We start from the raw sequence: 24,784 nt of genomic DNA on the forward strand, positions 1-24,784 counted from the left end.
TCTTTCAAAGGCTCACTTTAGCTAAAGCTTCTTGGTCCGCAATAATTGTAACACAGTGATGCTTCTTTAAAATAGAAGCAGGAAAGTCTTCTGTGATTTCTCCGTTAAGCAGCTGATACATCGCTTCTGCTTTGGCTTCCCCGGAGATAAGCAGTAAAATTTCTTTACTTTTCATAATCGATTCAATTCCCATTGTAATAGCCTGAGTAGGCACTTCGTCAAGAGAATTAAAGTAGCGCGCATTCGCTTTTCGCGTTGACTCTTCTAACGTCACAATATGAGTAGGAGAGTTGAATGACGTACCAGGTTCGTTAAAGCCAATATGTCCGTTTTGGCCGATTCCAAGAATCTGAAGGTCAATGCCTCCGTGATTTTGAATCATTTCATCGTAGCGGCGGCATTCTTCTTCAGGCGTATCAGCTAGGCCGTTAGGAACGTGCGTGTTGCTTACGTCAATATCAATATGATTAAATAACGCATCTGCCATATAGTAGTGATAGCTGTTTGGATCTTGCGGCTTCATTCCGACATATTCATCTAAGTTAAATGAAGTAACGTGTTTGTAAGACGTGCCGTGCTCCTTATGATCTTGAATTAAACGATCATATAATCCTTTCGGCGTGCCTCCCGTTGCAAGTCCCAGATTCATATTTGGTTTTTCATGAAGTTTGCTAATCAGCATATCAGCTGCTTTTGCGCTCATTTCACTGTAATTTTTCACTTGGATGATATTCATTGTTAGTCCTCCTTTTTAAAACTCAATGTGCCTCGGCAAAATGTCATTTCAACATCTAAGTTTTCATTTAACACCACGATATCCGCATCTTTTCCAATTTTGATGCTTCCTTTTGTATCGAACAGATTAAGCTGTTTTGCTGGGTTTTCAGCAGTCATTTTTACGATGTCTTCTAATGAACAGTTCGTAAAGCTCATCGTGTTTTTAATCGCATCGTTCATCTTTAAGATGCTTCCTGCTAATGTTCCATCTGCAAGTGTAGCGGTTGTGTCGTTTACGTGAACAGGCTGCCCTCCTAAATCATACGTACCGTTTTTTAGCCATTTGGCACGAAGAGAATCCGTGATAAGAATCATGCGTTCACTTGTAATTTGATCGTACGCAAGCTTGACCATTTCAGGTCGGCAGTGGATGCCGTCTGTAATCAGCTCTACAAATAATTCATCTCTCAAATACGCGGCCCCTAATACGCCCGGCTCTCTATGGTGAAGACCGCGCATGCCGTTATATAAGTGCGTAATATGAGACGCTCCTGCTTCGATGGCTTCACCAACTTGATCGTATGTGCTGTCGGAATGGCCAATAGAAGCGACGACGTTTGTTTCTTTTAAATAAGAAGTAAGCGCTAAGCCGTTTGGCTGCTCCGGAGCTAATGTAACAAGTTTAATATGTCCTCCGGCTGCTTTTTGCCACTCTTGAAACAGTGTCACATTCGGATCTTGAATGTGAGTAGGCGGCTGTGCGCCCGCACGTTTTGGTGAAATAAACGGACCTTCTAAGTGAATACCAACTACTTCAGCATCCGCATCTGTTTGCTCTTCGATATAAGTGCCGGCATTGCGAAGCGCTTTTTCAACCGCTTCATTCGACTGCGTCATAGTGGTTGCTAAAAAGCTTGTTGTACCTTCTTTTGGGAGCGTGCGCGCCATTGTTTTTAATGCTTCTGCTGTACCGTCCATCGCATCGGCATTGTTAACGCCATGAATATGCACATCAATGGCACCCGGAATAACTTTATAGGAAGGAGAAAGTTCAATTACATGGTCTTTTGGCTGACGTACGTATTGATGTATCTCTCCGATTTCAGTGATTTTTTTGTTCGTTAGTTTAATATACCCGTTTTTTAATGTCTGATTTTCACTATAAACGGTTACATTATAAATAATGATGGATGAATGTGTATCCATACATACACTCCTTTGCTCGTTGTATTGATTTAAGTGTAACGCTTTTTGGAATAGTTGTCTAGACCAGTTGATTCTTTTTTGTGAACTAGAAAGTTTTGTAAGGGCTTTTAACATTGATATAGAAAGGTTTTTAAAAAGAAAATTGGTATAGACAACTATATATTTTATGTGCTAGTATGAGTCCATGCAGTAAAACCGCCGTTATGTCAGCTGATGATGTAATCATAGGCCGGGATGAATGCGGTAACTTGTCATCCGATAAATATTGTTACGAAAATCCTTGCTCGTAACATCGGGTTAAATACGTTATACAAAGGGGATAGAAACATGCTGAATTTTTTACAACGTATTGGTAAATCGCTTATGCTGCCAATCGCAGTATTACCTGCTGCGGCATTGCTTCTTCGTTTGGGTCAAAAAGACTTATTGGATATTCCGTTTATGGCTCAAGCCGGAGATGCGATTTTTGCGAATTTAGCACTACTGTTTGCACTCGGAATTGCTGTAGGGCTTTCAAAAGATGGAAGCGGCGCAGCAGCACTTGCCGGAGTAGTCGGTTATTTTGTTTTAACAAAAGGGACTGTAGCTATTGATAAAGATATTAACATGGGTGTACTGGGCGGGATTGTCTCAGGGGTAACGGCTGGTTTACTATACAATCGTTTCTCAGCCATTAAGCTGCCAGAGTGGCTCGGCTTCTTTGCAGGAAAGCGGTTTGTACCGATTATTACGTCAGTCGTTATGCTCGCGCTTGCAGGAATCTTTGGCGTTATTTGGCCGCCGATTCAAGATCAAATTAACAACTTAGGAACGTGGATTACAGGAGCAGGAGCGCTTGGTGCAGGTATATACGGATTTTTGAACCGTCTGTTGATTCCAATTGGACTGCATCACGTGTTAAACAGCTTAGTATGGTTTGTATTCGGAGACTATCACGGCGTAACGGGAGATTTGAACCGCTTCTTTAAAGGCGATCCAACGGCAGGAACATTTATGTCTGGATTCTTCCCGGTTATGATGTTTGGTTTACCGGCAGCTGCGCTTGCGATGGTTGCAGCAGCTAAAAAAGAAAAACGCAAACAAGTCAGCGGTATGTTAATCGGACTTGCTGTTACTTCTTTTTTAACGGGAATTACGGAACCAATTGAATTTCTATTTATGTTCGTAGCACCGCTATTATACGTTATTCATGCCGTTTTAACGGGAATTTCGATGGCTTTAGCCGTTGCACTTGGTATTCACGCTGGATTTGGATTTTCAGCAGGGGCTATTGATTTCTTCTTAAACTACGGAATTTCACAAAAACCGCTGCTGTTAGCAGGAATTGGAATTGTGTATGCAGTCATTTACTTTGTCATTTTCTACACGCTGATCAAAGCATTAAATTTAAAAACACCGGGACGTGAAGATGATGAAGAAGTAGACACATCAAACGAAACGGTTGTGGCAACAGGCGATAAATATGTGGATATGGCGTCTTATTTTATTGAAGATTTAGGCGGAAAAGAAAACTTAACCGTAATTGATAACTGTGCGACTCGTCTTCGTTTACAAGTAGCTGATGCCGGCAACATTAACGAAGCTGCCTTAAAGCGTCACGGAGCGAGAGGAATCATGAAGCTCAGCAAAACAAATGTTCAAGTAATTGTCGGAACAGAAGTAGAGTTTGTTGCGGACGCAATGAATCAATTAGTTAAATACGGCACAGCGTCAACCGCTGCACCTGTTGAACAGCCGTCTATTCAAGCAGATGCACATACGGATTTTGTTTTACCGTTTGAAGGCGTTGTAAAGCCGCTGAGTGAAGTAGAAGATCAAGTGTTTTCACAAAAAATGATGGGCGACGGTTTTGCGATTGAACCTATTGAAGGAACGCTCGTATCACCGATTGACGGTGAAGTGATGACCGTATTCCCAACAAAACATGCGATTGGATTAAAAACAGCAGAAGGAATTGAAATCCTGATTCACGTTGGATTAGATACGGTGAATTTAAAAGGAGAAGGATTCGAAGCGCTTGTTCGAGAAGGTGACAGCATTCAACAAGGAACGCCGCTTTTACAAGTGAATTTAGACTATGTTAAAAAGCATGCGCCGTCTATTGTGACACCAGTTGTATTTACCAACTTGCCAGAGGATAAAGAAGTGAAGCTGTTAAAAACAGGCTACCAAAAGCAAGGCACAAAAGACGTTATTACATTTTAATAAAAAGGCTGGAACAAATGTGTTTTAGTTAAAGATCCGAATGATTCATCGTTCGGATCTTTTTCTTTTCTTCATAATTGAAAGAATTTTGTGTTAAAATTTAGTGTGTTTGATACAGCTAGTGCGGAGCAGAGAGGAAGTAGAGCAAATGAAAAAAGAAGCGGTATTATTTGCAGTAAAGGTGACAACATGTTTATTATAGGAGCATTAGTAAATGGACTAGCGATTGTTGTAGGAACATTAATGGGCAAGCTTGCTCACCGCATTCCTGAAAAGGTAAGCGTGACGGTGATGCAAGTGATGGGTTTATCGGTTATCACGCTCGGTCTGCAAATGGGCTTTAAAAGCCATCAGTTTTTAATTGTAATTTTGAGCTTAGCCATTGGAGCTGTTATTGGTGAGTTCATCGATTTAGATGAAAAGCTAAACCTTTTAGGTAATATGATTGAACGAAAATTTCAATCGCAGCAAAACGAAAAGCAAGCATTCAGTATTTCACAGGGCTTTGTGACAGGAACTTTAATTTTTGTTATTGGAGCGATGGCGATTGTAGGAGCATTAGACAGCGGAATACGAGGCGATCACAGCGTATTGTTTACGAAAGCGGTGATGGATGGATTTATCTCATTATTATTAACCACTACGCTTGGAATAGGCGTTATTTTCTCAGCGGTGCCCGTGTTTCTGTACGAAGGCATCATTTCGTTATTTGCTACGCAAATTAATGCGGTCGTGCCGCAAGATTTAATGAATAGTATCATTGCCGAAGTAACAGGAGTAGGCGGCGTGCTAATTTTAGCAATAGGGATTAATTTATTAGAAATTATTAAAATCAAAGTTGCTAATTTATTGCCTTCGATTTTAATTGCGGTTGTGATTGTGGTTGTGCAGCATACATATTTTTTATGAGGAAAAAGCTTGTGAGCATGACTCACAAGCTTTTTGTGTTACAGTTATTAGCTTATACGTTTTGATTTGCAAATCGTTTTGAAAGTTCGGCAAGCAGAGCAGGTTTATCGTCTCGGTGCATCATAACTTCAATAAATACGAGATGTTGATAATTCTGTTCGGCCAATATTAAAGCTTCCTCCAGCTCTATTTCTGTACGAACTTTAAAAGTTATACTCCGGTCTTTAGGGCCTAACACAGCGGGAAGCTCTTGATAATTCCACATTTGAATGTCATTATATACTTGATTTTCGCCGTGAATCGCACGTTCTACCGTATAGCCGTCATTATTAATTAGAAAAATTACCGGTTTAATATGTTGACGCAGCATAGTTGACAGCTCTTGTGCTGTCAATTGAAATGAACCGTCGCCGATAAGCAATACGTTGCGTCGGTTTTTGTCGGCAAGCTGTGATCCTAAAAGAGCAGGGAGTGTGTAGCCGATAGATCCCCAAAGCGGCTGGCCGATAAATGTTGTGTCTTTTGGCAGCGGCATGGTTGCTGCTCCGAAAAAAGATGTTCCTTGTTCCGCCAACAGTACATCATTTTCATGAAGGAAAGCAGCAATTCGTTCAAAGAACCTTTCTTGCGTTATCTCGGTTTCAGCTGCAGTATATGATTTAGCAGCTATCTGTGAAGTGAGAGAAAGAATATCCAAATCTTCCGCTTTTCTTTTTGTAATTGCACTGCTTAATGCGTGTAAAGAATCAATCATTGTAGCAGGTGCATATTTTGTGCTGTTAAACTGAACGGAAAATGGGTGAATATGAATAACATTGTCCTTTGAAAATTGGTGAGAAAATCCGCCTGTTATTGAATCCGTTAATTTTACTCCAACGCTGATGATGCAATCTGATTGATCTATACGTTTTTGCACATAAGAAGAACTTAAATCTCCGTTGTAAACACCGATAAACTGAGGGTGTGCTTCATTAAAAGCACTCTTTCCCATACTTAATGTTGCAACAGGAAAACCGGTTTTCTCAGCGAATTGCAGCAAAGCTTTCTGTGCTCCGTATCGAGTTACTTCAAAGTCTGCCAGTATAACGGGCCTTTTGGCTGAATTGATTCTTTCGGGAACGTCTACTATCATTTGTTTCAATGTTTCTTCGTTACTTAAAATGGCACTGTCTAATAATGAGTTGTAGGGTTTGCTAATGGGCTTATCATATACGTCGGTTGGCAAATTAATGTGAACAGGCCTTTTGTCAGTCCAGCATGTAAGAAGTACGCGGTCAATTTCTTGAGCTGCATTTTCCTGTGTAAGGAACGTTTGAGCTACAGTTACTTCTTTATACATAGTTGAAAAATGATCGAACTTTCCGTTTCCAAGCGTATGGTGAACGTACAAACCATTATCCATTACATTTGTTGTAGGAGTTCCCGTAATTTTAACGACGGGTACACGTTCAGCGTAAGATCCTGCAATACCGTTAACAGCACTTAATTCACCGACACCAAATGTTGTAATGAGCGCGGCCATTCCATTAACTCTTGCATAGCCATCAGCAGCATAAGCTGCATTTAACTCATTACAATTTCCGATCCATTCTATTTCTTTATGATCAATGACTTCATCTAAAAAAGATAAATTATAATCGCCAGGTACACCAAACATATGGTGAACACCTAATTCGGCTAAACGATCTAATAAATAATGTCCGATTGTATAGTTGCTACTCATACTTCATCACCTCAAAATAATATGTCAACATATTTGACTTAAATAAAGTGTAGAAGAATAAGTGTTTTTAGTCAAGTATATTGACCTTTAGCGCTATAAGTTCAGAATATAGTATACTGATAAGAAGATACTCAGAGCGTAGAGAAAGCAGGTGACATAAATGGACGAAAATAAGAAGCAGCAAATGAATGATGTGCTGGCTTTATTTTATTTTGCCTATAAAACGTTTACGGAGGAGCCGGATCAAATTATTCAAAAGTATGGAATTCAGCGCGTTCATCATCGTATTTTATTTTTCATTGCGAGGTTTCCGGGACTTAGTGTGAACGAGCTGTTGGCATTGCTAGAAGTCACAAAACAAGCGCTGCACGGTCCAATGAAAAAATTGGTTGAAAAAGAATTAATGATTAGTGAAGAAGCAGCGCATGATCGTCGAGTAAAGCAGCTGTTTTTGACGGATGAAGGACGGGAATTAGAAAAAGAATTAAGTAATCGACAGCGTGAGCAGTTATCGGCTATTTTTTCTGAAGCTGGTGAAGGTCATGAACAAGCGTGGTTCGATATTATGGAAAAACTATCAAAAACTCGTTCCGGCTATGAAGCATGGAATATAAAAAAAGAAAATAAGTAAGGAGAAACTAGAGATATGAAAGACAATCAACAGATTACAGCTCTTATTGCTGCACAAGTGGAGAAGTTAGCACGTCAATTTGGCTATGACTTTTTATCTGAAAAACAAGGGAATCAAACGCTTTGTCAAATTCTTCAGCGAGATGAAGACGGATCTATTTTGGCAACGCCGCTCAGTTTTCATTTACATATGAATGAAGACAAAGGAACGGGAGATATTATTTACTATCATGAACAAGGAGAATTTAAGCGTCAGCAGGTGAATGTATATGAAGAAAATAGCCTTGTGAACGTGTTGTTATTTATCCAAGAGCGGTTAAAGGTCAATCGATAGAAGCGAGTTTACTAACATATGCAAGGAAAAAAAGCAGGGAAGTTCCCTGCTTTTTTCTATGAATTAATATAGCGCAATCCTACGCGGTTATTAAAGATTTGGTTGTGATTTTTGAAGACAAAAGCACCTGCTGCGTGATCAATCACCAGCTCATTGTCGTATACTTCTTCCATGTCATCATCAACAATAAATTCTAAGTCTTCAACCGTTACAACTTTTTCATAGGGTTGAAGGCTGCGCTTTGAGATGATCTTCATTTCATAAATTGTATTAACAATATCGCAGCTTCCTCGATCAAAAGAAAGCTGAATCATTTGATTTTGTTCTACGTTCTGCAACGCTTCTTTTGCAGAAGGAGTGACGCGTATATTCATAATGATATCCTCCTTTTTCTATCCTCAAATTAAATTGTGTAAAATATATTTAACAATACTTTATTCGATTTTTATATCACCGGCAAGAAAAAAGCTTTCTTATATTTATTATTTCCCTTTCGAACTAGAACAAAACGCTGCTTTTTTATCATCTTTTCATAAAGATGTACATAGATATCACCTGTATGTGATTAAAGGAAAAAGAGATCGACTATAGAAAAAACGCCGATTCGTAATTCTTAGGTGTAAATGCTTAAAAATAGGAATATATTGTAAAGAAATAAGAAGTTAAGTCATTTACCTATTTTAATAGTTATTGAGATAGTTTTGAATAATTGGTTTTATTTTCAATATATTGGGTACTTAAGTAGAGTACTTTGCACACGATATTGCACCGAAAGACATCGGTTTATCGGACTAATTATTGTCTTATTTTGTCGAAGTAGTAGAATTTATGGAAACCATTCCTTATCATGTACAAAGTGACTAACAAAATACATAGGAGGTTCTGGTGTAGATGAGTGAGAAAGATCAAAACAGAACAACAGACGAAACAGCGGCTTCGCTAGAAACAGCGCCCGCTCCCAAAAAAGCGCCGGCTAAATGGATTATCATTTTAGCAGCTTTAATTGTTATTATTGGAGGAGCAATTACATTTGCTACGGTATTTAAAAAATCTCCTAAGCAATTATACTTAATTTCTGAAGTAAATACGTATCAAAAAGCAGCTGATGAATTAGAAACAAAGTACAGTGAAACGATGGCTTATCAGGAAAAAGCGATGAAGCAGCCTTCTACTACAAATGCTACTATCAAAGGCGGCTTTAACATGGATTCACTTTCGTATGATCCAAGCTTTAAAATGATTCAAGATCTTATCAGTAAAGCTGAAATTAAAATTAAAGCGGAACAAGATCCGAAAAAAAGTGAAGGATACGGTTCACTGGCTCTTAATATCGGCGGTTCAAAAGCGCTTGACCTAGAAGGTTTTCAAACGAAAGAAAGAATAGGCTTTAAAGCCCCGATTCTAGCAAATGAATATTTCTATTTAAACCTAGACGAATATGGACAGGTAGCGCGTAAGTTCGATCCTTCTTATTCTGGTCCTGAAACGCTTGATATTAACACAAGCAACGTGAGTTTAGAAGACTTAAAGTTAACGGAAAAAGAAAAGACCTACATTGCAAAAGAGTACGGAACGTTCATTTATGATGAGTTAGACAGCGATTATTTTACAAAAGAAAAAAATGTGGATTATAAAACAAATGGCAAAACGCTTCAGTTAACAAGCGTGACGCTTAACATGTCTGATAAAGAAACAAAACAATTTATGGATAAGCTTATTGCGAAAGTAGCAAAAGATGACAAGCTTCATACCATCTATGCAAATCACGTATCTAAGCTGTTTAAATCTTCGGCAGCAACGAATCCAGAATTAAAAGATATGGCAGATCCAAAAGAATTGAAAAAATCAGTAAAAGAAAGTCTTCAAGACTTCCAAAAAGAAGCAAAAGATACGACTTACCCTGGCGGTGTGAAATCAACTGTGTACGTTCAAGATGATGTTGTGGTAGCTCGCGATATGAACATGGGCGTAAAAAATGCTTCTAACGATAAAGGCAAACTTAACGTGGTGACTAAAAATATTCCGTATGAAGATAACAAAACGGCTAAGCAGTTTAAAGCAGTTCTAGCGGATAGCACTACCGATGATGCGTTTACGTTTGATATGAAAAATGACGTAACAACGGAAAGTGAAAAACGAAAAGAAAACATGTCTATTCATTTGTTAACAAAAGATTCAAAAGATGAAGACACGAATATGACGTTTAAAATGAATTCGGTAATCAATGGTAAAACCGATGCGAAACAAACGGCTGACCGTACTTTCTCTTTAGACTTAGGTGATCAAGAAGATCTAGTAGTAAATGGGGAAGTAAAGCAGAATCAAGCAATCAGTGCTTCAAAAGGAAAAGCAGATTATTCGTTTGATATTCGTACAAAGATAGGACCAAAAGCAGATCCGGCAAACGTTACGTTAAAAATTGCCTCTGCTTCTCAATTAAAAAAATCAGCAACTATTCCAGAGCTTGACGCATCTAATGCAACAAACGTAAAAGATGTAACGCCTGAAGATATGCTGTCGATTCAAGAAAATTTCGCTAAAAATGTTCAAGGTCTCATGATGAATATGGGAACCGCTGGTTACTAAAAGGTGCAAAGCAGATGAAGATATATTTCTCTTTGACTCTTTTTACATGTAAAGCTCTATTGAAAAATATAAAATCTCTCATACTGCTAATAATGATCCCTGCTCTGTTTTTACTTGGAGCAGGGATCATTATTAGTCAGACCATGCAAGGTGAGGAGAGAGTAAATCGGTTCCCCGTGGCAATTGTGGATAAAGATGATACTGCACAAACGAAGTACGTCATCGAACAGCTGACTGAAGGTAAGCTTCGCAAGATCATGAAGCCTCTTTACACGAATGAACAGAAAGCTAAACAGCTGCTGCAGCAAAATAAAGTGGCAGCCATTGTGACGCTGCCAAAAGGTTTTAGTCACGATATTGCTCATGGAAAAAATCAGCCTTTACACGTCATTGGAAATAGCAATAAGCCGCTTCAGTCACAGCTGTTTCGCTACGTGATGGAAAGTGCAGCTGACTACACGTCAGCTGCTCAAAGCGGTATTAATACGGTTGATGCCTTTTTAGAAAAAGAAAATGTTTCCGATAAAAATAGACGCGCAGAATTTAAGAAGAGCTTGGTGACGTTTGGGCTTCACGTACTAGATAGAGGAAGTTTATTTGATGAACAAATAGAAACGAGTTTCTTTCAGCAGGATATGAAGCAATATTATGTCCTGTCTTTTGCTGCTTTGCTGCTTATGATTTGGAGCTACGGCGGATGGCTGCTTGCTAGTGAAACGCAGACTTTTCCCGTGCTGGCTCGAATGAAAACAAGAGGTGTATCGTTTGTTCACATTTATTTAGCACAGCTGACGGCTCTGTATGTTCTTTTGCTACCGGTCTCTGTCGTTTTGTTTGGAAGTCTCATTAAAGAACTGAAACTGCCTGTAACCGGTACGTACGGAGAGCTTTTTTTAGGGGTAAGCGGAAGTTTGTTTGCTTTTTTATGTTTGTTTTTACTGCTTCGGGTTCTTTTTTTATCACAAAAAGCTTATCAAATAACCGGTTTGCTGTTTATTTTGCTGAGTGCGATTTTAAGTGGACATGTTGTGCCGGTCGTCTATTTACCGGACTGGGCGAGTGGTTTTCAGAAATGGTCACTCAACACCAGAGTCTTGGAATTGTTATTTTATGAATTTGATGGATATAACACAAACGAAGCTTTTCTTTACCTTAAGCCTATTCTCATTACGGCAACAGGAAGTTTTGTTCTTGCTGTTGGCTACGTGATGACTTTGCAAAGGCGGTGGAGAAAATGATTAGTGAAAAAATAAAGCAGCTGCTGAAGCGCCCTATGCTTGTTATCATGATTTTCTTTTTACCTTTAATAGGAACGATTATTAGCAGCTCATTTTTAGCAAAAGTACAAAGTGATTCAAAAATACCCGTTGCTCTTGTCGATCAAGATCACAGCAACATGTCTAAACAAGTGATGGATCGACTACAGAAAACAACAGAAATTCAGTTTCTTTCTCTGAACGAAGAACAAGCGAGAAAGGAGCTGGCTAAAAATAAAATTGACAGCATTTTTATGTTTCCTAACGGATTTCAACAAGAAGTAGAAGAGGGGAATTATCAAGGAGTCATTGATTTGCTCACGCTGCCTTCTTCAGTTGCCACAGAAGCGGTTCGAGAAGTCGTGGCGAGTGAAGTGACAAGGTTAACGACAAATGTTAAAGCGGCAAATGAAGTGCGTTTTTTATATAAAGTTTATAACATTCATGCGGGACCGGATTTATGGAAAGAAGCGTATCGTTATACCGATAACCAGTGGAAGCCAAAGCCGCTGATGACAATTGATTACGAGGCGCAAGGAACGAAGCATACGAAGCAAGGGAACGTTCAAATGACCGGATACGTGCCGCTATGGGGATTCTTTACGCTTTTACTTTGCTGCATTACATCAGATTGGATGATTAAAGAGCGGAGGCACCTTTTCAAACGAATGAAAACGATGCAAAAAGGACTTTACGGTTATATTCGAAGCGTCAGCGCTGCTTATGCTGTGCTATACGTGCTTCAAGCTCTCATAAGCTTTGCTCTATTTAAATGGCTGTATGGAGTAGAGTCTTACGGTGTGCTGCTGTATATGTGTATCTATGTGATTGTGTGCGTTGCTTTTAGCACATGGCTTGCAAGTGAAAGTCAGCGAGTTGGATCTTATTATATGATCAGCGTTGTCATGGTCACAGGACTCAGTATAATAGGAGGGAGCTTTTTCCCGGTAGGAGAGCTTTCTGCAACGATTGAAAGAATAAGTCAGTGGCTTCCGCAGCATCTGCTTCTGTATCAGCATGCACTGCCGCTTACGTTCATTTGGAAAGAGATAGCTGTTTCCATTGCATGTATATGTTTGTGCGCATTTAAAATAGTGTGGAATGTGAGGAGCATCAAATGATTGAAATTAACAATGTTAGCAAAACATACGGAAAAAAACGTTCGTTAGCAAATGTTACGCTGACCGTAGAAAGTGGAGAAGTCATTGGTCTTTTAGGACCAAACGGCGCTGGTAAGTCGACGCTTCTGTCTATTTTGTCTACCATCACGGCTCCTTCAAGCGGGAATGTCACGATTGGAGGCTTATCGCTTAAGAAAAATCAAAAAGCGATTCGAGAAGTCATTGGCTACGTTCCACAAGACATAGCGCTGTGGGAAGAGCTTAGCGTAAAAGAAAACATGAAAATGTGGAGCAAAATGACTTCACGCTCTCTGTCGAATGAACAGCTTCAGTCTCTTTGCTCAGCTGTACAGCTCGAAGGAAGATGGAAGGAAAAAGTAAAAAATTTATCAGGAGGCATGAAGCGAAAGCTAAACATAGCCGTTTCACTTATTCATGAACCGTCCGTTTTGTTAATGGACGAGCCGACAGTCGGAATTGATTTGCAGTCCAAGCTTGAGATCATTCGTTATATTAAACAGCTGGCGGCAAAAGGAAAGACGATTATCTATATTACCCACGATTTGAATGAAATCTTAGACGTGTGTCATCGGTTTGCGGTCTTAAAGGAGGGAAAGCTGGAATTTGTCGGCACCATGGACCAGGCGAAGGAAAAGACTGGGGAAGAGGCAGAAGAGAACGTTGTGTATAAGCTGCTACATGATTAAGATAAAGCAATAATAAAAAAAGAGCCGGTTCATAAAGAAGCGGCTCTTTCTATTATGCTTGTGTAACTTCTTGTTCTGGTGAATGACTTTCAGACTGCACGCGTTCTTCTTCAGGAAGGGCACGTACTTCTACTTCTTTCATTTGGTGACCGTCCATTTCTTTTGCAATAAACTCGTATCCAAAAAGTTTGAACGATTCGCTTTCCTGGATATCGATATTTTGCATTAGCATCCAGCCGCCGATTGTATCGATATCGTCGTTTTCAATTTCGATATGAAGCACTTCGTTAACTTCTTCAAGCAGTACTTTTGAGTTAAAGACAAAATGCTGATCGCTGATTTTTTGAACAAGCGGCTTTTCATCTGTATCAAACTCATCTCGAATTTCTCCAACGATTTCTTCTAAAATATCTTCAACGGTAACGATACCAGCCGTACCGCCGTACTCGTCAATCAACACAGCCATATGCGTACGTTTCTTTTGCATCGAGCGCAATAGGTCTTGAATCGCTACAGTTTCAATTACTTGAATAATAGGATTCATATAAAGCTTCACGCTTTGCTTTTTTAACGCATCGTTAATTACGACATCGTTTAGAATCTCTTTGACGTTGACTAATCCAATAATGTTATCTTTGTCTCCGTCAACGGTAACAGGGTAACGGGTGTAGCGATCTTCTACAGCAAGCTTTAAGAAATCTTCAATGCTGTCGTCTTCAGAAACAGCTGAAATTTCTGTTCTTGGTACCATGATTTCGCGAGCAACACGGTTATCGAATTCGAAAATGTTGTTCACGTACTTATATTCAGACTGGTTAATTTCCCCGCCTTTAAAACTTTCTGATAAAATGATGCGCAGCTCTTCTTCACTGTGCGCAAGTTCATGCTCTGAAGCTGGCTTTAATCCAAACATTCCAGTTAATAAACGGGCAGAACCATTTAGTAACCAAATGAAGGGGAACATAATTTTATAGAATAAAATTAACGGACGAGCAAACAATAACGTAACTGTTTCAGCTTTTTGAATCGCAAATGTTTTTGGCGCTAATTCACCAACTACTACGTGAACAAACGTTACAAGCGCAAATGCGATAATGAATGAAAGAATATGTGTTAAAGATGCAGCAACACCCATTTTGTCAAACAGGGGTTCTAAAATCTTCGCAACAGTCGGTTCTCCTAACCAACCGAGTCCTAAAGCAGTAATCGTAATACCAAGCTGACACGCAGATAAATACTCATCTAAGTGTGTCGTCACGGTTTTAACCGCATTCGCTCCTTTTTTTCCTTCAGCAACAAGTTGATCTACCCGTGAACTACGAAGCTTCACAATTGCAAACTCTGAAGCAACGAAAAAAGCAGTGAGTACAATTAAAATCGCAAAAATAATTAAGTTAATGGTTATCAATGAATATACTTACTTTATAGTGCTATAAAGTAAGTAAACACCTCCTGTAAATAATAAATTTACGACAGCAGCAGCAGTAAAGAGTGCAAAAGAGTGACGCTTTCTGGTGAGAGCCGATTCATCATTACTTTTCGATCTTCTTCATTAAGCTTTTCCATAAGCGGTGCAACTTCTTTTAAACTGTCGTTTAGTACGTAAAATTTGGATGCTAATTCGTCTTTGGAGTGGCTATTCTCGGATTGCTCTATAGAAAATAGAGAAGAAATCTCTTCAAGAGAACGGCCTTCGCTTTTTAATTTTTCAATTAAGTAAAGACGTTTCAGCGCTTCTTCGTTATAAAAGCGATAGTTAGAAGCAGAGCGTTCTGCTTTTAACAACCCAATGTTGGTATAATAGTCAACAGTGCGTTTCGTTACATGTGCCATCTCTGCAAGTTCGCCAATTTTGTATGTCGCAACCCCATCAGAATACCACCTCCTTTAACTATGTCAACCATCACGTGATGGTTTTCATCTACGTAACTATTTATCTTTTATCCTATCGTAATTAAGTATACGCGCGTAAGATCAAAAAGTTTCATTTTTTTATTAGCATTCAGTATATCTTAAAATAAGGTAGTTTGACAAAGATTTTATAAAAAAACTCGCTTATATTAAGCGAGTTTTTTAGTAGGATGACGTACGATAATGTGCATGCGTTCATACACATATTGAATACGTTCAGTATATTCTATGAACTCAGGGCTCATTGGAGATAGCTGATCAGCAATACGGTGCATAATAGCAGCTTCTTCTTTTAACGAATCTAAATTTTGAGTTCGGTCAATTCTTGCTTTAAATGTTAACGAAATCATGTTATTCACCTCGTTGTTATGTTACTTGTTATGAGGCGCCATGTCCGTGACTTTTATCACTCTAGTCAAAGGTGATAACGTAATTATTTGATGTTTGCCGGCATTTTGTGTAGGATGATTAGAAAAGGGTTTTTATGGGAGAATGAAATGAATTTAAAACGAATGCACCACGTAGCCATTATAGGAAGTAATTATGAACGTTCAAAAGCTTTTTATGTAAATGTGTTAGGATGCAAGATTATAGAAGAAACATATAGAAAAGAAAGAGATTCATATAAGCTAGATTTAGAAGTAGCTCCTGGCTATCAAATTGAGTTGTTCTCGTTTCCAAATCCGCCACAACGTCCTTCAAGACCTGAAGCGTGCGGCTTACGCCATTTAGCTTTTGCGGTTGAAAGCGTAGAGGATTCCAAGCGTGAACTAGAGCAGCAAGGGATTGATGTGGAACCTATTAGGGTAGATGAACTAACGGGAAAAAAATTCACTTTTTTTGCTGATCCGGACGGGTTACCGCTAGAGCTTTATGAAGAGAAAGAGGGGGAATAAGGAGTATGTGCAATTATTTATTTGTATACGGAACGCTTCTTGAAGGAGAAGGTAATCACGGATTGCTGCATCATGCGCGCCCTATTGCCAAGCAGGCAAAAACGAAAGGGAAATTATATGACACAAAGCAAGGCTATCCTATGCTTGATATCGACAGTGAACATATTGTGTACGGAGAAGTATATGAAGTGACCGATCAGCTTATGTGGAAGGCTCTTGATGAATTAGAAGGATACATTCATGAAGGTCATAAAGACAATGAATATGATAAAGTTGTGCAAACGGTTGAAACGGACCAAGGTGAATTTGAAGCCGTTGTTTATGTGGCAAGCGATCGTTCGCTGCTGCACGAATTTATCCCGAGCGGAAACTGGCGCGTGTGGAAAGAAGATTTATTAGAAGGTATGCTGTATTTTGCTTACGGTTCATGTATGGATAACGATCGTTTTATTAAGCACGGGGTGGATCAGCATTTCCAAGACTGTCTCGGCAGAGCTGTTTTTAAAGGCTATACGCTTCGATATAACCACGTTATTCATGACGGAGGACGTGCAGACATGGTTGAAGAAGGCGGAGTCGTTGAAGGCAAACTATACCGCGTCCCGCCTGAAGCCATTACGTACCTGTATGGCAGAGAAGGCGTAGATAATAACGGTTATCGTCCTGCTATTATTTCTGTCGAGCATGAAGGTAAGATGGTGGATCATGTTCTTACTTTTTTTGTGTTAAATAAAGAAAAAGAAGTCGCACCTCCGGATCACTATTCGACTGAAATTATTCGAGGAGCAACAGGTGTACTCAGCGAAGAATACGTTCAGAAGCTAATAGAGCAAGTCCATGCGCTAAAAAATAGTGATGTTGTAAATAACTAATATAAAAAGAAGCAGAGACAAAAGTAGTTTAGTTTAAGAAAGCTCCGCACGAGTAATCGTTTGGAGCTTTTCATTATTATGGTGAACGAAGATCTATTTAACTGCTTCTAGCTGTTGATTGGATTGATTTTGTTATGTGTTGCATTAGCTAAAGGAAACAGAGAACTCTGTTTGAAATACACCGTCTTTTGATAAACGGTTGATGCCTAATTTTTCTTTAAAATTTCCGTTGTGATCATGCGTATCTGCAATTCCAAACCAAGGTTCGATGCAAAGAAAAGGAGCGATTGTATGATTTTCTGCATCATACTTTGACCAAATACCGACATACGGGAAATCATTGAACTGAACGTTAATTTGATTTTCATTAACCGTCGATTTAATCGTAATTCCGTCAATATCACTAAAAATTAACGCATCATTTGCAAATAAATCTGCGCTTAGCGGCAGCTGGTGCAAATTTTCTGCAGCCCCTTTTTCATGAATAAGAGCGTCTTTTAATACAAATTCCTTTGGCGTAGTTTCAGAAGGCTCTATTTCTAAAAAGTAATCAGAAATCTGCTCGTTTTCACGTAACGGAATACGAAAAGCAGGGTGGGCTCCAATTGAAAAATACATATCGCCTTTATCTTCATTTACTACTTTCCACTGAAACGTTAATCGGTTGTTTTCCAGACGATAGCTGATTTCAACTGAACATTCAAACGGATATACGTCTTTAAAGCGGCCATTTGTAGCAAATTGCAGCCGTGCTGTTTCGTTTGTTTGTTCGATCACGCTGAAAGTAGAATCACGTAAAAAACCGTGCTGAGGCAAAGAGTATACGCGCTGATCAACGGTATACTGATCATTCTTTAATCGGCCTACAATCGGAAACAATACGGGCGATACTCGTCCCCAATAAGCGGGGTCGCCGCTCCACATAAACTGCAGGTCTTTTTCTTTATGAAATACTTCTACAACTTCCGCCCCTTTTTCTTGAATGCTGACTTTCATTTCGTTGTTTTCTAGTACAATCATTACAACATCTCCTAAATTATTCTTGTACGCTAGAGCAGTCTCAAACGTACTGGCTTTGCTTATATTATACCCTTCTTGGCAAAAAAGGTATTAATTTCCCTATTTTTGTTCAAATTAAATAGAAAAAGGAGGGTTCAAATATGAATCATGCAACATTATTGCTCATTAAATTTGCAGCGGCACTTATTGCGTTTGGTATAGGCCTTGATTTGTTTTTTGATGCAACCATCGGAGACATTATTTCCTTTAGCTTGCTAACGACAGTTGTGACATATTTAGTAGTGGATCGAATTGTACTGCCTCGAGTGGGCAACCGTGATGCCATTATTGTTGAATTTGTTCTAACCTATATGAGCGTATGGATTTTTGGCACATTGTTATTAGACAGCTACGTTCAAATTGCTTGGGGAAGTATTATTTCTGCAGCTATTATTACATTCGCTGAGGTTTTTGTTCACCGCTACTTATTCAACCATATTGAAACGAAACATACAGCAAGAACGCGTCCCGCTTTTAAGCGAAAACTAGCATATGACACAGAATTTGCTGAAGAACAGCATGTAGAAAACAAGGAAAATCCAAAATAAAAAGAAAGCTCACTTTCGAGCTTTCTTTTTTTTGTGTTAATGCATAAAAGTCATTTCCTTTAAAGGCCAGTATTTCATATTGACTTCTCCCATGATCGAAGAAATCGGAGTGAGGCCGAAATGCCTGCCATCTCGGCTAATGCGTCTGTTGTCACCTAGCACTAATACGTATCCATCCGGTATCGTGCCGTCTGGAGACAGTTCGTAAGTTGAAAAGTTTTCAGTAAATCGCTCGTAAGCGGGTACTTTGGATAAATATTTATGAAGATGCGGCTCTTTTTTGACTTTGTTATTTATATACAGAACATCATCTTTGTATTCCACCGTTTCTCCTGGTAAGCCCACAATACGCTTTACTAGAAAATCACTGCTATAGGGAGCTTGTAAAACGACAATGTCAAAGCGCTCCAGCTTGCTGTGTTTGTTAATAATAATTCGATTGCCTTCGTGTAAAATAGGCTTCATCGAATCGCCTTTTACAGTGTAGGGCTGAAACCAATAGTGCTGAACAACAACAGAAAGCAAAACGGTGCCGAGGATGACGCTTGTGTATGTAAGAATTTCACGCTTTATTTTTTTATTGACCATAATGGATGAACACCTTCTTAACGGTAAGACTGTCAATTTAAGTTTTTCATAGAGATATAACAGTGTTGATTGTACCACTCAGAACTAAAGTTTTCCATATCTATCTGTTTATGCGTGTATGCCAAAAATATGCGTGAGGGAACAAAAAATGAAAAAAGCCGTTATTCTAGAGAATAACGGCTCTTCTTTATTATAACTGAGCGCGCTCAGTTCGAGTAGCTGGTTGATTTGGTTCTTCTTCCACAACAGGCTCAACAGGCTTATGCTGCTTGATGTCTTCTTCAAGTTCAGCAATTCGCTTGTTTTTCTGTTTCACTTGTCCTCTTAGTTGAACAATTTTTACAAAGCTCAATGAAGCAGCAACAACTCCTCCAAACACGGCCGTTGTTAAGATAATTAAAATAAGAGGCCATTTTTGTGAACCAAATACATAGTTAAATTGTACCGGATCGTTGTTAATTACAGCTAAAACAGCAATGATAAGAGCAAATATAAGTCCTAAAATAAAAAAGCTCTGTCCTTTCATAAGCTGCACTTCCTTTCTTTACATGGTCATTACAACTTTTATAGCGTAACCACCCATCTTAAGTGTTTGCTATCTTGCTTATAGGTATACGTATCCACATTTAAACAAAATCAAACATTTTCTTGATTATATATATCTTTCTTTTAAAACACAATATATCGATTGGTGTAGAAACTTTGACATGTGCAAAGACCTGGTATGTCGAATTTTTGGAATAAAGAGCTCGCGTATCCTTTTTTGCTTAAGCAGAGGGAGAGACTTGCATTTAACTCATATATGTACAAAGAGACCTTTATCTATTAAAGGTCTCACTTTTAATAAAGGGGTATATAAACACAAGATATAAATCAGTACAGAAGCTGAGACTTTGTCTTAAGTGCATTAAATTATTTCATTATCTATCGCCCGGAGCAGGGTGGTCTACACCTTTGACATGATGTCGATGCTGGTTGTCTTCGCTGGTATAAAAGTCATAATAGTGAACGTGCATACCGTTGCCAATGGGAATAGCGGGACCAGAGTAGGCTTTGTAATGATGTGTATGTCCGTCTTCAAAAACAACATAGCCTTCTGTATAGTGAATGTGGCTTCCATCCTCGCTTTGAATTGGAGGAGACGTTACATCGAGGCACTGATGGACATGTCCTGACGCAACAGAAGTGTAGTCCACTGAGCCATGATTATGATGAGGAACAAACCCTGAAATAAAATCATCTTTGCCTACTTTTTTCATTTTACTTCCCCCTACAAATTCAATTTAAAAAAACTGTTTAAGTAAATTCTTTAAATGAGCATCTGAATTTCTCTTTTTAGTTAAATTCAAAAATACATGCTATTGATATGAACAAAGAAAAATAAATATGACTTTTGATAATCCGGATTTATAAAATGGGTAGTTTTCCTGTGTGTGTTTGCCGTTTCTACTTGATAACTTTCACATATATTTATTAAGGAAGGACAAGTTATTATAAGAGAGGAAGTCAGCATAATGAGTTGGGAAAATAAAAAGAGTCTATGTCAGGAGTTTGCGAGAATTCTAGGTGGACAAGGCAGTTTAGATGAAAATGGCGTTTGTTTGGTACAAAAGTTTCGTACGATTCGTTTTAAAATTTTAGGGCGTCCAACACGCTCTCCATTAGTTACTCCTCAATTTTTCACTTTTAAAGATTTAGATAGCAAAGGAAGAGCGCTAAATCTAGGTGAAACCGTGCTTTTGCAAGAAGAGGTATTTTGCAAGAAGAGGTAAATCCATTATTAACGGAGCTTAGAAAAAGAGATATTAAGGTTACAGCCGTTCACAACCATTGGCTATTTGAAGAACCGAGAGCAATGTATATGCACTTTGAATCCGTAGAGCCACCGTTAGATTTTGCACGAAAAGTAAGAGAAGCGTTTAGAGTATTAAAAGGATAGAAAGCAGTTTTTAATAGAATAAGTTTAGTCTTACTTACTGCTTTTAAAATTAGGTTAATAAAACTTTAAACATGTATATTATATATTGGTTTATAAGATGCACTTGAATGAACCTATCAGGTTAACTAATTTTTGAGCAGTGAGATTATTCGAGTACTTCTATCAAAATAAAAAAAGCACGCGTTCGCCGCGTGCTTTTTTTATGTATAAACTTAAAATGCGTTTAGGGTGTTATCGCTTAACCACTGTTTGCGTTCAGCTGCATCTTCGAATAACTCATCTGCATTTGTAAATTGAGAAGCAATGACATATTCAATTGTTGCAAGAGGAGCTGTTAGCAAACGCCAGTTTAATACGATTGTATTATCTTGAGTCGTAGCGTATTCTTCACCTAACTCGTCCCACTTAACAGATTCAGGAGCATTGTCTGCTGCTTTTTTAACAGATTTCAAAGCTTCTTGGAATTTTTCACCTGCGCGGCCTTGGTACCATTCTGTTAATAGTTGTCCAATACCTTCATTTATTTGCTGCTCGTTCCAGCTCTCAGGTACTGTAGCAATGAATTTTGCACGGAATGTCATTTCAGCCTTTGCTACATCTCCACGAACGATGTTTAAGCGGTATTGACGTCCTAGGTAAGGGAATTTGTCTCCTTCTTCAAAAGAACCAGTTTTAGCTGCAGAAGCTGCTGCTTTAGGAGCCTCTTTTTTAGCTGTTTCTTTTTTTACTGCTTCTTTCTTTGGAGCAGCTGGCTTTTCCTCAGCTGGCTGTGAACCGTTTAGTTGTTTTAAAATCCATGTTGCTTTGCGTGCGATGATTGAACGCACATTATTTTCATTAAGACCTCTCGGGATAATAACTTTTACCCCTTCTTTGTCACAAATTTGCACCGTGATATCGGTTCTATTTGGAACGACTTCAATTTTGTAGTCAATTGTTTGATTGCCTGTTTGATACGTATACATAAAATTTTTCGTACTCCTTTCTACAAATCTTCATTTTATAAGCAAAGGTAGAGGTTGGTCAAATAAAAGAATAATCAGACAGTTATCAACTGCTGTTGCAGCGCCTTGCAGAATGATATGTATTCCAATATTTAGTGGAAAAGCGCCAATAATAATTGCTTCAATTTTTCTTTAGTTTTTACAAAAACATATAAAAATATGCCGATACTACTAATATAGATTAGACATTCTATTTCTTTAGATGGTATAGGAAATGAAAAATAAAAAAAGCGTTTCAAAGTTTACATGTGAAATGCTATATATGATGGTCATAACACTTACTGTAATTGAAGTGACAAATTATTATCTTATTATGAAACAAGAGCAAGCAGCCTCGATTATGCTAGTGATTACATTTCTGTTTGCTTTTCTTACAACTACCGTGTTCTATTTTATCATACGTCGCTCTATAATTGCGGTTGAAAATTTAACGAAAGTAATGAAAGGGGTTTCGTAAGGGGATTTATTGATATTTGTTCAGTATAAGAAACTGTAAGTATTGGTTTTTATGATAGCTTTCATAGAAAGAGATAATGAAAATTGACACGTTATAAAAGCAGTTGTATAGTGAGTACGCAAGGCGGCAGTCTGTCTTTTTTAATTCTTAGTAAACTTATAAGTTAAATAAAATATTTAAACACTGCATAAGGAGACGAAGAGATGAAGAATGAATTCCGTTTGGCAACAAATGACGACGCAGATAACTTATTGAACTTAACTCTACAAGCATATAAGCCTATTCGAGAGCGAGGCATTCCTTTCTTAGCAGCTACTGCTGATCTTGCCCTTGTTAAGAAAAATATTTCTCAAAACCTTTGCTATGTATATGAAGAAGATAAAAGAATCGCTGCAACTGTATCTATACGAATGCCTTGGGGAGAACATCCAGGTCCGTTTGCTGTTCCGCATCTTTGGTGGTTTGCAGTGGACCCGTCGTTTGCCAGGAAAGGCGTTGGTTCTAAGCTGCTGCATCTAGTAGAGGAAGAGGTAATAAAAAATACGTTTAAATCACCAGGTGTGTCTTTAGGAACAGCAAAAGAACATCCTTGGTTAGTTGAGATGTATGAACGAAAAGGATATGTTCAAGCTAAAGAAAAGCACCTTGCAGAAGGTTATACGACCGTATTTCTTTATAAAAAATTCAATGAGGTACACTATTTGTCGTAAAAGATAGAGAAGTGATCCAAATTAAGAAATGTGAAAGAGTGATAAATATGACCGATCAATTACTACTAAATAAACTAATAGACATACGCCGTGAGCTGCACCGGTTTCCAGAACTTTCAATGAAAGAATATGAAACAACTAAACGTATTAAAAAGTGGTTAAAACACTATGATATTTCTATAGCGGATGAATTCCAATTAGACGTAGGAGCAGTAGCAGAAATTGTGGGAGGAAAGCCGGGACCTATTATCGCTATTCGAGCTGATATTGATGCGCTGCCAATTGAAGAAAAAACCAATCTGCCATTTGCTTCTGAAGTGAACGGTGTTATGCACGCATGCGGCCATGATTTTCATACGGCTTCTATAATCGGAGCAGCTATCCTTCTTAAAGAGCGTCAGCAGGAGCTTTGCGGTACGGTTCGATTTATCTTTCAGCCAGCCGAAGAAACGGCTTCTGGGGCAAAAATGCTAGTTGAAAAAGGTGTGCTCGAAGGAGTGGAAGCGATATTTGGGATGCATAACAAACCGGATCTTCCTGTAGGGACCATTGGTATCAAACCGGGACCTTTAATGGCAAGTGTTGATCGTTTTGAAATTGACGTCAAAGGAGTAGGAGGTCACGCAGGTATCCCTGAAAAAACAATAGACCCAATTGCTGCTGCTGGTCAAATTGTTACTAGTTTACAAACCATTGTCAGCCGTAATCTCAGCCCCTTTCAAAATGTTGTTGTCAGCATAACTCAAATCCATGGAGGGAGCTCGTGGAACGTCATTCCTGACAAAGTAACGCTTGAAGGAACTGTGCGTACCTTTCAAGAAGAAGCGAGAGAAAAAATACCGGCTCTTATGAAACGAACTGCTGAAGGGATTGGCGCAGCTTTCGGGGCTTCAGTAGACGTTAAATGGTATCCATATCTTCCTGTAGTAAACAATGATGATACGCTGGAAAAACTAGTTACTAAAGCGGCAGAGGATCTTAGTTATCAAGTCGTAGAAGCTGAACAATCGCCTGGAGGAGAAGATTTTGCCGTATATCAGCAGCATGTACCAGGATTTTTTGTATGGATGGGTACAGCTGGAGAATATGAATGGCACCATCCTTCTTTTTCATTAAATGAAGAGGCATTACTTGTAGCAGCTTCTTATTTTGCTAATCTAAGCTTTCATTTTTTGAATTCATTCCATTACCAAAAAAATTAAAATATTTTTATTTTTCTATTTACGGGGATGGAATTGTTTGATAAAATAAATTTTAAATTAAAAAAGTTATCACGAGTGGACGAGAGATCTGGCTCTTTGACTCCACAGCAACCTACGAATGTAAGGTGCTCCTACCAGCAAAGCATGTGCTTTGGGTGATAAAACGGGTGAAAAACTCATTTTGCATCAAAGCAAAATGAGTTT

General features: G+C 38.6%; 26 protein-coding genes, 1 pseudogene and 1 riboswitch. Of the genes and pseudogenes, 15 read left to right on the plus strand and 12 right to left on the minus strand.

The genetic code is table 11. The features are described from left to right. Positions 1 to 4: 4 nt before the first annotated feature. Positions 5 to 736 (minus strand): glucosamine-6-phosphate deaminase, encoded by a 732-nt coding sequence (gene nagB / locus MKY06_RS05930; protein ID WP_029325042.1) that lies wholly within the window; start codon positions 734 to 736, stop codon positions 5 to 7. Between the two features lie 2 nt (positions 737 to 738). Continuing rightward, the gene (gene nagA, locus MKY06_RS05935; RefSeq protein WP_013055882.1) at positions 739 to 1,923 is read right to left on the minus strand and encodes an N-acetylglucosamine-6-phosphate deacetylase; all 1,185 of its coding nucleotides are present in this window, start codon (positions 1,921 to 1,923) and stop codon (positions 739 to 741) included. Positions 1,924 to 2,250: 327 nt separating this feature from the next. Here nagA and nagE point away from each other — a divergent pair, with 327 nt between their 5' ends. Further along, entirely contained in the window at positions 2,251 to 4,128 is a 1,878-nt protein-coding gene (gene nagE, locus MKY06_RS05940) for an N-acetylglucosamine-specific PTS transporter subunit IIBC (RefSeq protein ID WP_098287376.1), read from the plus strand. Between the two features lie 189 nt (positions 4,129 to 4,317). Beyond that, entirely contained in the window at positions 4,318 to 5,037 is a 720-nt protein-coding gene (locus MKY06_RS05945) for a DUF554 domain-containing protein (RefSeq protein ID WP_013055884.1), read from the plus strand. Positions 5,038 to 5,089: 52 nt separating this feature from the next. Here MKY06_RS05945 and MKY06_RS05950 read toward each other — a convergent pair whose 3' ends face one another. Next, on the minus strand, positions 5,090 to 6,760 hold the full coding sequence (locus tag MKY06_RS05950) for an alpha-keto acid decarboxylase family protein (protein ID WP_098287377.1): 1,671 nt from the start codon (positions 6,758 to 6,760) through the stop codon (positions 5,090 to 5,092). Positions 6,761 to 6,920: 160 nt separating this feature from the next. Between MKY06_RS05950 and MKY06_RS05955 the strand changes: the two genes are divergently transcribed. Both MKY06_RS05955 and MKY06_RS05960 read left to right on the plus strand, forming a co-directional pair. Next, positions 6,921 to 7,391: a MarR family winged helix-turn-helix transcriptional regulator gene (locus MKY06_RS05955; RefSeq protein ID WP_029325046.1), complete on the plus strand. Its 471-nt coding sequence runs from the start codon at positions 6,921 to 6,923 to the stop codon at positions 7,389 to 7,391. A 15-nt stretch (positions 7,392 to 7,406) separates the two neighbouring features. Then, the gene (locus MKY06_RS05960) at positions 7,407 to 7,724 is read left to right on the plus strand and encodes a hypothetical protein (protein ID WP_013082157.1); all 318 of its coding nucleotides are present in this window, start codon (positions 7,407 to 7,409) and stop codon (positions 7,722 to 7,724) included. Positions 7,725 to 7,780: 56 nt separating this feature from the next. Here MKY06_RS05960 and MKY06_RS05965 read toward each other — a convergent pair whose 3' ends face one another. Further along, entirely contained in the window at positions 7,781 to 8,098 is a 318-nt protein-coding gene (locus MKY06_RS05965) for an iron-sulfur cluster biosynthesis family protein (RefSeq protein ID WP_013055888.1), read from the minus strand. A gap of 517 nt (positions 8,099 to 8,615) precedes the next feature. On the opposite strand from MKY06_RS05965, the gene MKY06_RS05970 reads away from it, so the two are divergent. From MKY06_RS05970 to MKY06_RS05985, 4 genes are read left to right on the plus strand one after another with little or no spacing between them, the layout of a single operon-like run. After that, positions 8,616 to 10,310 carry a DUF6583 family protein gene (locus tag MKY06_RS05970; protein ID WP_098322000.1) on the plus strand — a complete coding sequence of 565 codons (1,695 nt, stop codon included), beginning with the start codon at positions 8,616 to 8,618 and terminating at the stop codon, positions 10,308 to 10,310. 14 nt (positions 10,311 to 10,324) lie between these two features. After that, on the plus strand, positions 10,325 to 11,548 hold the full coding sequence (locus MKY06_RS05975) for an ABC transporter permease (RefSeq protein ID WP_098476400.1): 1,224 nt from the start codon (positions 10,325 to 10,327) through the stop codon (positions 11,546 to 11,548). Beyond that, positions 11,545 to 12,687, plus strand: a complete 1,143-nt coding sequence (locus MKY06_RS05980) for an ABC transporter permease (RefSeq protein ID WP_078081587.1) — start codon at positions 11,545 to 11,547, stop codon at positions 12,685 to 12,687. Before MKY06_RS05975 ends, MKY06_RS05980 begins: the two co-directional genes overlap by 4 nt. Then, entirely contained in the window at positions 12,684 to 13,394 is a 711-nt protein-coding gene (locus MKY06_RS05985; RefSeq protein WP_013055892.1) for an ABC transporter ATP-binding protein, read from the plus strand. Before MKY06_RS05980 ends, MKY06_RS05985 begins: the two co-directional genes overlap by 4 nt. Positions 13,395 to 13,446: 52 nt before the next feature. Here the strand turns inward: MKY06_RS05985 and MKY06_RS05990 are convergent, their stop codons facing one another. The 3 genes from MKY06_RS05990 to MKY06_RS06000 form a co-directional block, all read right to left on the minus strand. Continuing rightward, positions 13,447 to 14,802 carry a hemolysin family protein gene (locus tag MKY06_RS05990; RefSeq protein ID WP_029325050.1) on the minus strand — a complete coding sequence of 452 codons (1,356 nt, stop codon included), beginning with the start codon at positions 14,800 to 14,802 and terminating at the stop codon, positions 13,447 to 13,449. Positions 14,803 to 14,861: 59 nt separating this feature from the next. Next, the gene (locus MKY06_RS05995; protein WP_013055894.1) at positions 14,862 to 15,227 is read right to left on the minus strand and encodes a MerR family transcriptional regulator; all 366 of its coding nucleotides are present in this window, start codon (positions 15,225 to 15,227) and stop codon (positions 14,862 to 14,864) included. Positions 15,228 to 15,454: 227 nt separating this feature from the next. Continuing rightward, the gene (locus MKY06_RS06000) at positions 15,455 to 15,655 is read right to left on the minus strand and encodes a hypothetical protein (RefSeq protein WP_029325051.1); all 201 of its coding nucleotides are present in this window, start codon (positions 15,653 to 15,655) and stop codon (positions 15,455 to 15,457) included. A 147-nt stretch (positions 15,656 to 15,802) separates the two neighbouring features. Here MKY06_RS06000 and gloA2 point away from each other — a divergent pair, with 147 nt between their 5' ends. Then, the gene (gene gloA2 / locus MKY06_RS06005) at positions 15,803 to 16,201 is read left to right on the plus strand and encodes an SMU1112c/YaeR family gloxylase I-like metalloprotein (protein ID WP_014461134.1); all 399 of its coding nucleotides are present in this window, start codon (positions 15,803 to 15,805) and stop codon (positions 16,199 to 16,201) included. Between the two features lie 5 nt (positions 16,202 to 16,206). Further along, complete coding sequence (locus MKY06_RS06010; protein WP_013082166.1) at positions 16,207 to 17,073, plus strand: gamma-glutamylcyclotransferase; 867 nt, start codon at positions 16,207 to 16,209, stop codon at positions 17,071 to 17,073. Between the two features lie 144 nt (positions 17,074 to 17,217). Here the strand turns inward: MKY06_RS06010 and MKY06_RS06015 are convergent, their stop codons facing one another. After that, on the minus strand, positions 17,218 to 18,093 hold the full coding sequence (locus tag MKY06_RS06015) for an aldose 1-epimerase family protein (protein WP_029325052.1): 876 nt from the start codon (positions 18,091 to 18,093) through the stop codon (positions 17,218 to 17,220). 140 nt (positions 18,094 to 18,233) lie between these two features. Here MKY06_RS06015 and MKY06_RS06020 point away from each other — a divergent pair, with 140 nt between their 5' ends. Further along, entirely contained in the window at positions 18,234 to 18,680 is a 447-nt protein-coding gene (locus MKY06_RS06020) for a YndM family protein (RefSeq protein ID WP_016763336.1), read from the plus strand. A gap of 36 nt (positions 18,681 to 18,716) precedes the next feature. Here MKY06_RS06020 and lepB read toward each other — a convergent pair whose 3' ends face one another. From lepB to MKY06_RS06035, 3 genes are all read right to left on the minus strand, one after another. After that, positions 18,717 to 19,268, minus strand: a complete 552-nt coding sequence (lepB, locus tag MKY06_RS06025) for a signal peptidase I (protein ID WP_013055900.1) — start codon at positions 19,266 to 19,268, stop codon at positions 18,717 to 18,719. A 190-nt stretch (positions 19,269 to 19,458) separates the two neighbouring features. Beyond that, positions 19,459 to 19,794 (minus strand): LapA family protein, encoded by a 336-nt coding sequence (locus MKY06_RS06030; RefSeq protein ID WP_013055901.1) that lies wholly within the window; start codon positions 19,792 to 19,794, stop codon positions 19,459 to 19,461. A 394-nt stretch (positions 19,795 to 20,188) separates the two neighbouring features. Continuing rightward, positions 20,189 to 20,527 (minus strand): YmaF family protein, encoded by a 339-nt coding sequence (locus MKY06_RS06035; RefSeq protein ID WP_098278356.1) that lies wholly within the window; start codon positions 20,525 to 20,527, stop codon positions 20,189 to 20,191. Positions 20,528 to 20,782: 255 nt separating this feature from the next. Here MKY06_RS06035 and MKY06_RS06040 point away from each other — a divergent pair. Continuing rightward, positions 20,783 to 21,207 (plus strand): annotated as a pseudogene (locus MKY06_RS06040) (DUF1259 domain-containing protein). Positions 21,208 to 21,419: 212 nt separating this feature from the next. Here MKY06_RS06040 and MKY06_RS06045 read toward each other — a convergent pair. Beyond that, positions 21,420 to 22,172 (minus strand): M48 family metallopeptidase, encoded by a 753-nt coding sequence (locus MKY06_RS06045; protein WP_078081588.1) that lies wholly within the window; start codon positions 22,170 to 22,172, stop codon positions 21,420 to 21,422. Positions 22,173 to 22,473: 301 nt separating this feature from the next. Between MKY06_RS06045 and MKY06_RS06050 the strand changes: the two genes are divergently transcribed. The 3 genes from MKY06_RS06050 (at position 22,474) to MKY06_RS06060 (ending at position 24,580) form a co-directional block, all read left to right on the plus strand. Continuing rightward, positions 22,474 to 22,668: a hypothetical protein gene (locus tag MKY06_RS06050; RefSeq protein ID WP_223272336.1), complete on the plus strand. Its 195-nt coding sequence runs from the start codon at positions 22,474 to 22,476 to the stop codon at positions 22,666 to 22,668. A 203-nt stretch (positions 22,669 to 22,871) separates the two neighbouring features. Next, positions 22,872 to 23,378, plus strand: a complete 507-nt coding sequence (locus tag MKY06_RS06055; RefSeq protein ID WP_013055906.1) for a GNAT family N-acetyltransferase — start codon at positions 22,872 to 22,874, stop codon at positions 23,376 to 23,378. A gap of 47 nt (positions 23,379 to 23,425) precedes the next feature. Then, a complete protein-coding gene (locus MKY06_RS06060) occupies positions 23,426 to 24,580 on the plus strand; it encodes a M20 peptidase aminoacylase family protein (protein WP_098278357.1) in 1,155 nt (384 codons plus the stop codon). A 63-nt stretch (positions 24,581 to 24,643) separates the two neighbouring features. Beyond that, a riboswitch (SAM riboswitch) is annotated at positions 24,644 to 24,745 on the plus strand. The last annotated feature ends 39 nt before the right edge of the window (positions 24,746 to 24,784 follow it).

The sequence above is a fragment of the Priestia sp. FSL P4-0332 genome (genome assembly GCF_038005845.1).
Classification (GTDB): domain Bacteria; phylum Bacillota; class Bacilli; order Bacillales; family Bacillaceae_H; genus Priestia.